This window comes from Amphibacillus cookii, assembly GCF_016908375.1.
Classification (GTDB): domain Bacteria; phylum Bacillota; class Bacilli; order Bacillales; family Amphibacillaceae; genus Amphibacillus_C; species Amphibacillus_C cookii.
This window is the reverse complement of sequence record NZ_JAFBDS010000023.1, coordinates 1-4,936: the sequence shown is the minus strand read 5'-3', so window position 1 is coordinate 4,936 and position 4,936 is coordinate 1. Positions and strand designations below refer to the sequence as shown.

General features: G+C 39.7%; 3 protein-coding genes, 9 tRNA genes and 1 rRNA gene. All 13 read left to right on the top strand.

From position 1 onward, the window contains the following. Window positions 1-95: ribosomal RNA gene (rrf, locus tag JOE23_RS17690) — 5S ribosomal RNA — on the top strand; the annotation flags it as partial. Window positions 96-151: 56 nt separating this feature from the next. After that, a tRNA-Asn gene (locus JOE23_RS17685) sits at window positions 152-226 on the top strand. Between the two features lie 4 nt (window positions 227-230). Continuing rightward, a tRNA-Thr gene (locus JOE23_RS17680) sits at window positions 231-302 on the top strand. A 19-nt stretch (window positions 303-321) separates the two neighbouring features. Then, window positions 322-396, top strand: a tRNA-Glu gene (locus tag JOE23_RS17675). A gap of 89 nt (window positions 397-485) precedes the next feature. Further along, window positions 486-561, top strand: a tRNA-Val gene (locus JOE23_RS17670). A 3-nt stretch (window positions 562-564) separates the two neighbouring features. Further along, window positions 565-640: transfer RNA gene (locus JOE23_RS17665), tRNA-Thr, on the top strand. Window positions 641-657: 17 nt separating this feature from the next. After that, window positions 658-743, top strand: a tRNA-Tyr gene (locus JOE23_RS17660). 54 nt (window positions 744-797) lie between these two features. Continuing rightward, a tRNA-Gln gene (locus JOE23_RS17655) sits at window positions 798-872 on the top strand. Between the two features lie 4 nt (window positions 873-876). Beyond that, window positions 877-949, top strand: a tRNA-Lys gene (locus JOE23_RS17650). 16 nt (window positions 950-965) lie between these two features. Then, a tRNA-Ala gene (locus tag JOE23_RS17645) sits at window positions 966-1,041 on the top strand. Between the two features lie 196 nt (window positions 1,042-1,237). Beyond that, window positions 1,238-2,062 carry a diadenylate cyclase CdaA gene (gene cdaA / locus JOE23_RS17640; RefSeq protein ID WP_204440821.1) on the top strand — a complete coding sequence of 275 codons (825 nt, stop codon included), beginning with the start codon at window positions 1,238-1,240 and terminating at the stop codon, window positions 2,060-2,062. Beyond that, window positions 2,055-3,299: a CdaR family protein gene (locus tag JOE23_RS17635; RefSeq protein ID WP_204440819.1), complete on the top strand. Its 1,245-nt coding sequence runs from the start codon at window positions 2,055-2,057 to the stop codon at window positions 3,297-3,299. Before cdaA ends, JOE23_RS17635 begins: the two co-directional genes overlap by 8 nt. Window positions 3,300-3,345: 46 nt before the next feature. Further along, window positions 3,346-4,692 carry a phosphoglucosamine mutase gene (glmM, locus tag JOE23_RS17630; protein ID WP_204440817.1) on the top strand — a complete coding sequence of 449 codons (1,347 nt, stop codon included), beginning with the start codon at window positions 3,346-3,348 and terminating at the stop codon, window positions 4,690-4,692. Window positions 4,693-4,936: the final 244 nt, after the last annotated feature.

The following is a 4,936-nucleotide window of genomic DNA, read 5'->3' as shown; positions in this document are numbered from 1 at the left end:
GGTCACACCTGTTCCCATGCCGAACACAGCCGTTAAGCTCTTCAGCGCCGATGGTAGTTGGGGATTCCCCCTGCGAGAGTAGGACGTCGCTAAGCTGAACATTAGCTTTGTGAAGTAACAAATGGTCTTATTTATTAAAGTCTACTGTTGTTCCACAGTAGCTCAGTGGTAGAGCAATCGGCTGTTAACCGATCGGTCGTAGGTTCGAATCCTACCTGTGGAGCCATTTTGCTTCCATAGCTCAGCGGTAGAGCACTTCCATGGTAAGGAAGGGGTCGCCGGTTCAAGTCCGGCTGGAAGCTCTCGATATGTTTATTATTTGGCCCGTTGGTCAAGCGGTTAAGACACCGCCCTTTCACGGCGGTAACACGGGTTCGAATCCCGTACGGGTCACCATATGTATTTATAATAACTGTTGAGAAGGATAGCATCTTAAAATTGCAACATCTCATTACAGTACAAGCATGAACAGTATTCTGTACGATGGAGGATTAGCTCAGCTGGGAGAGCACCTGCCTTACAAGCAGGGGGTCGCAGGTTCGAGCCCTGCATCCTCCACCATAAGCCGGCCTAGCTCAATTGGTAGAGCAACTGACTTGTAATCAGTAGGTTGGGGGTTCAAGTCCTCTGGCCGGCACCAGTTCGATTATTATAATTGGAGGGATAGCGAAGTTGGCCAAACGCGGCGGACTGTAAATCCGCTCCCATCGGGTTCGTAGGTTCGAGTCCTACTCCCTCCACCATTAATTTAATGACAAGCTTACAGAGCAGTGTACTTTGTTTCACTGTTATTTTATTGGGCTATAGCCAAGCGGTAAGGCAACGGTTTTTGGTACCGTCATGCGCTGGTTCGAATCCAGCTAGCCCAGCCATTAAGAGCCATTAGCTCAGTTGGTAGAGCATCTGACTTTTAATCAGAGGGTCGAAGGTTCGAATCCTTCATGGCTCATTTTTAATAATTGATAGGGGCCTTAGCTCAGCTGGGAGAGCGCCTGCTTTGCACGCAGGAGGTCAGCGGTTCGATCCCGCTAGGCTCCACCATACATATGTGTCCAAGAGGGTTGAACGTTAATATTAATGTTTAATCCTCTTTATTTTGTCAAAAATATTAATATCCCAAATTATACTAAATATAACTAGGATTTGATTATAAAGTTATAGGAGGTTATGCTATAATAAGACGAGTGATTACTTATTGAAATGAGATGGTTATTTATGAACAGAAGGATGTGTAATCATGCTTGGTGAGGGATTTACATTATTTAATATATTACGAATAGTCGTAGACATCACCCTTGTCTGGTATGTTTTTTATAAATTAATTATGCTTTTACGAGGAACCAAGGCGATTCAACTGCTTAAAGGAATTTTTGTCGTCTTTATTTTTTACCTAATCAGTTATGTGTTAAACTTGCAGACTGTTCAAGTTATGATAGAACAAGTTATTGTTTGGGGACCTCTAGCTGTTATTATTTTATTTCAGCCAGAATTAAGAAGGGCATTAGAACAAATAGGAAGAGGAAGTTTTTTTAGTAGGAATCGACGCTCAGAAGAAGAGATATTTAACCAATCGATTGAAGCGATTGTTAAATCATGTAATTATATGGGGAAACGTCGAATTGGGGCATTAATCACAATAGAGCGTGAAACCAATATGGGGGACTTTATTGAAACGGGTATACCAATTCGAGGACAATTGACTAATCAACTTTTGACTAATATATTTGTACCTAATACACCTTTACACGATGGTGCTGTGATCATTAAACAAAATGAAATTGTTGCTGCCGCTTGTTACTTACCTCTTTCTGAGAGCCCATTTATTTCAAAAGAACTTGGGACGCGTCACCGTGCTGCAATGGGAATTAGTGAAGTAAGTGATGCGTTAACAATCATTGTGTCAGAGGAGACAGGCCATATCTCCTGTACGAGAAATGGTGAGTTGCACCGGGATATTGATGAAGAAAAATTAACCGAGATACTACGGAAGGATTTAGAACCAAATTTCGTTAAAACCCCGACTTTAAAAAGTTGGAAGCGAAGGGGGAAGAAAAATGAATGATTGGCTCAACAAACCATGGGTGATCCGTATCATCTCATTAGTTCTTGCTATATTCTCTTTTCTGATTATCTCATTTGATAATCAGGATACGCGTTCAGCTGATATTGGCAGTTTTGATGCTATTTTTAATAGTTCACAAGAAACACAAACGATAGAAGACGTCCCGGTTAATATTCAAATTGATGATGAACAATATGTTGTAAGTGGTGTGCCACAAACCGTTTCTATGACTTTAGAAGGGACCGTTAGTGTTGTTCAATCAACGGTGACACAACGTAATTTTGATGTATTTGTTGATCTCGAAGACTTAGAACCTGGTACACACGTTGTTCCGATTGAGCATGATGGCATTTCTAATCGTCTATCAGTTGATATAGAACCCTCTGAGGTAGAAGTGTCAATTGAAGAGCGCGGGACTGGTGAATTTGAAGTCGTTATTGATTATACCAATTTAGATCAAATGGAACCGGGATTTGAAATCGATTCAGCTAGTATTACGCCTGAGACAGTTATCATTACAAGCTCACAAAGTGTTATTGATCGTATATCAGTAGTAAAAGCATTTGTCGATGTCGAAGGTATAGGGGAGTCATTAACCTTAAATGATGTGCCTGTTCGTGTTTTTGATAGCGAGGGTAATCAATTGAATGCTCGCATTGAGCCTGAGACGGTGACCGTTGATCTAGAGGTATCTAGTCCAAATAAAACTGTGCCAATTGAAGTAGAGACAACGGGTGATTTACCAGAAGATTTTCAACTAGTCTCTATAGAATCAGAAGAAAGTGATGTTCAAGTGTTTGCCTCTGAAGAAGATCTAGAGTTAATCAATGAAATAAGTACAGAACCCATTGATCTTTCAGAGATAACAGAGAATGAAACGATCGAAGTCAGCCTGCAAAGGCCTGATAATGTAAGGGTCCTTTCAACGAGCACTGTTAATGTTCATATAGAGGTAGAAGAGATAACAGAACAAACAATTGAAGATGTAGAGATAAATATTGAGAATTTAAGTAATAATTTGACGTCATCATTTGTAGATCCTGAAACAGGTCGAATTGATCTTGAAGTTATTGGATACCCTTCTGAAATTGCTGAGTTGGATCAGAATGATTTTGAATTAATCATTGACTTAGGTGGTATAAATACCGGTGAACATCAATTACCAATCGAGGTTGAGGGACCAAATGGCTTAGAGGTATCTTTACCGATGGAGGAAGCAATTATTCAAGTTGAATAAGTATATCGACAATTTTGTTAATTTGGGAATAAAGGAGAGGTACATGATGGGTAAATATTTCGGAACAGATGGAGTTAGAGGTATTGCTAATGAGCAGTTAACGCCAGAATTAGCGTTTAAACTGGGCCGATGCGGTGGATATGTACTGACAAAAGAGGCAGAAAAGCCAAAAGTATTAATTGGAAAAGATACACGTATTTCAGGAGATATGTTAGAAGGCGCGCTATTAGCTGGGTTATTGTCAATTGGTGCTGAAGTGATGCGATTAGGCGTCATTTCTACACCTGGTGTAGCCTATTTAACAAAAGCAATGAGTGCCCAAGCGGGTGTCATGATTTCAGCATCTCATAATCCTGTGGAGGATAATGGCATTAAGTTCTTTGGTTCAGATGGTTTTAAACTGACAGATGATCAAGAATTAGAAATTGAAGCATTAATTGATGATGACCAAGATAAGCTGCCACGACCAATAGGATCGGCAGTTGGTCAAATTAATGATTATTTTGAAGGTGGTCAAAAGTATATTCAGTATTTAAAGCAATCGGTAGATAATGAATTTGATGGTTTACATATTGCATTGGATTGTGCTAATGGTTCGACTTCTTCTTTGGCTACCCACTTGTTTGCTGATTTGGAAGCAGACATTTCAACCATTGGTGTTTCACCAGATGGATTGAACATTAATGATGGTGTCGGATCAACCCATCCTGAAACTTTACAAGCGTTTGTCATAGATAAAGAAGCTGATATTGGTTTAGCTTTTGATGGTGATGGTGATCGTCTGATTGCTGTTGATGAAAAGGGCCAAATTGTAGACGGTGATCAAATTATGTATATTTGTGCTAAACATTTAAATGAGCGTGGTTTACTCCGACATTCAACCGTCGTGTCAACGGTTATGAGTAATTTAGGATTTTATAAAGCCATTGAACAAAGTGGTATGAAAAGTGATAAGACTGATGTGGGTGATCGCTATGTCATGGAAGAGATGCGTAAAGGTGGCTACAATTTAGGTGGAGAGCAATCAGGTCACATTATCTTTTTAGACTATATCCCAACTGGTGATGGCATGTTAACGGCGCTACAATTAATCAATGTTATCAAAGAAACAGGCAAAAAATTATCTGAGCTAGCTGCCGAAATGGAGAAGTTTCCACAAATTTTGAAAAATGTAAAAGTCATTGATAAGCATCAAGCACTAGTCGATCCGCGTATTCAAGAAATCATTCAGAATGTTGAAACAGAAATGGGTGATGATGGTCGTGTGTTGGTTCGTCCATCGGGTACGGAATCACTTGTGCGTGTTATGGTAGAAGCGCCAACGGTTGAACGGTGCCATCAAGCTGCTGACCAGGTTGTTGAAGTTATTGAAGAATTGTTAGGTTTGCAATAAAAAATCAGATCAGATTCTTTCCATGAAATGAAAGTGGATGGGGGCTATTCCATCCGATCGTGATATATTCCTTTACTAAGTATTGATGGATGTATCCCCTGAAACGAGGAAACTCACTTAACAATAAGTAATTAAGAAGCTAGGATGCTTTAATCTGTACCCTTTGTAAAGGACTTTTTAAAAAAAGACTATGCTACACTGGAAAGGTGATTCCTGTATTGTACAGGGGTCATCTTTTTTAAAT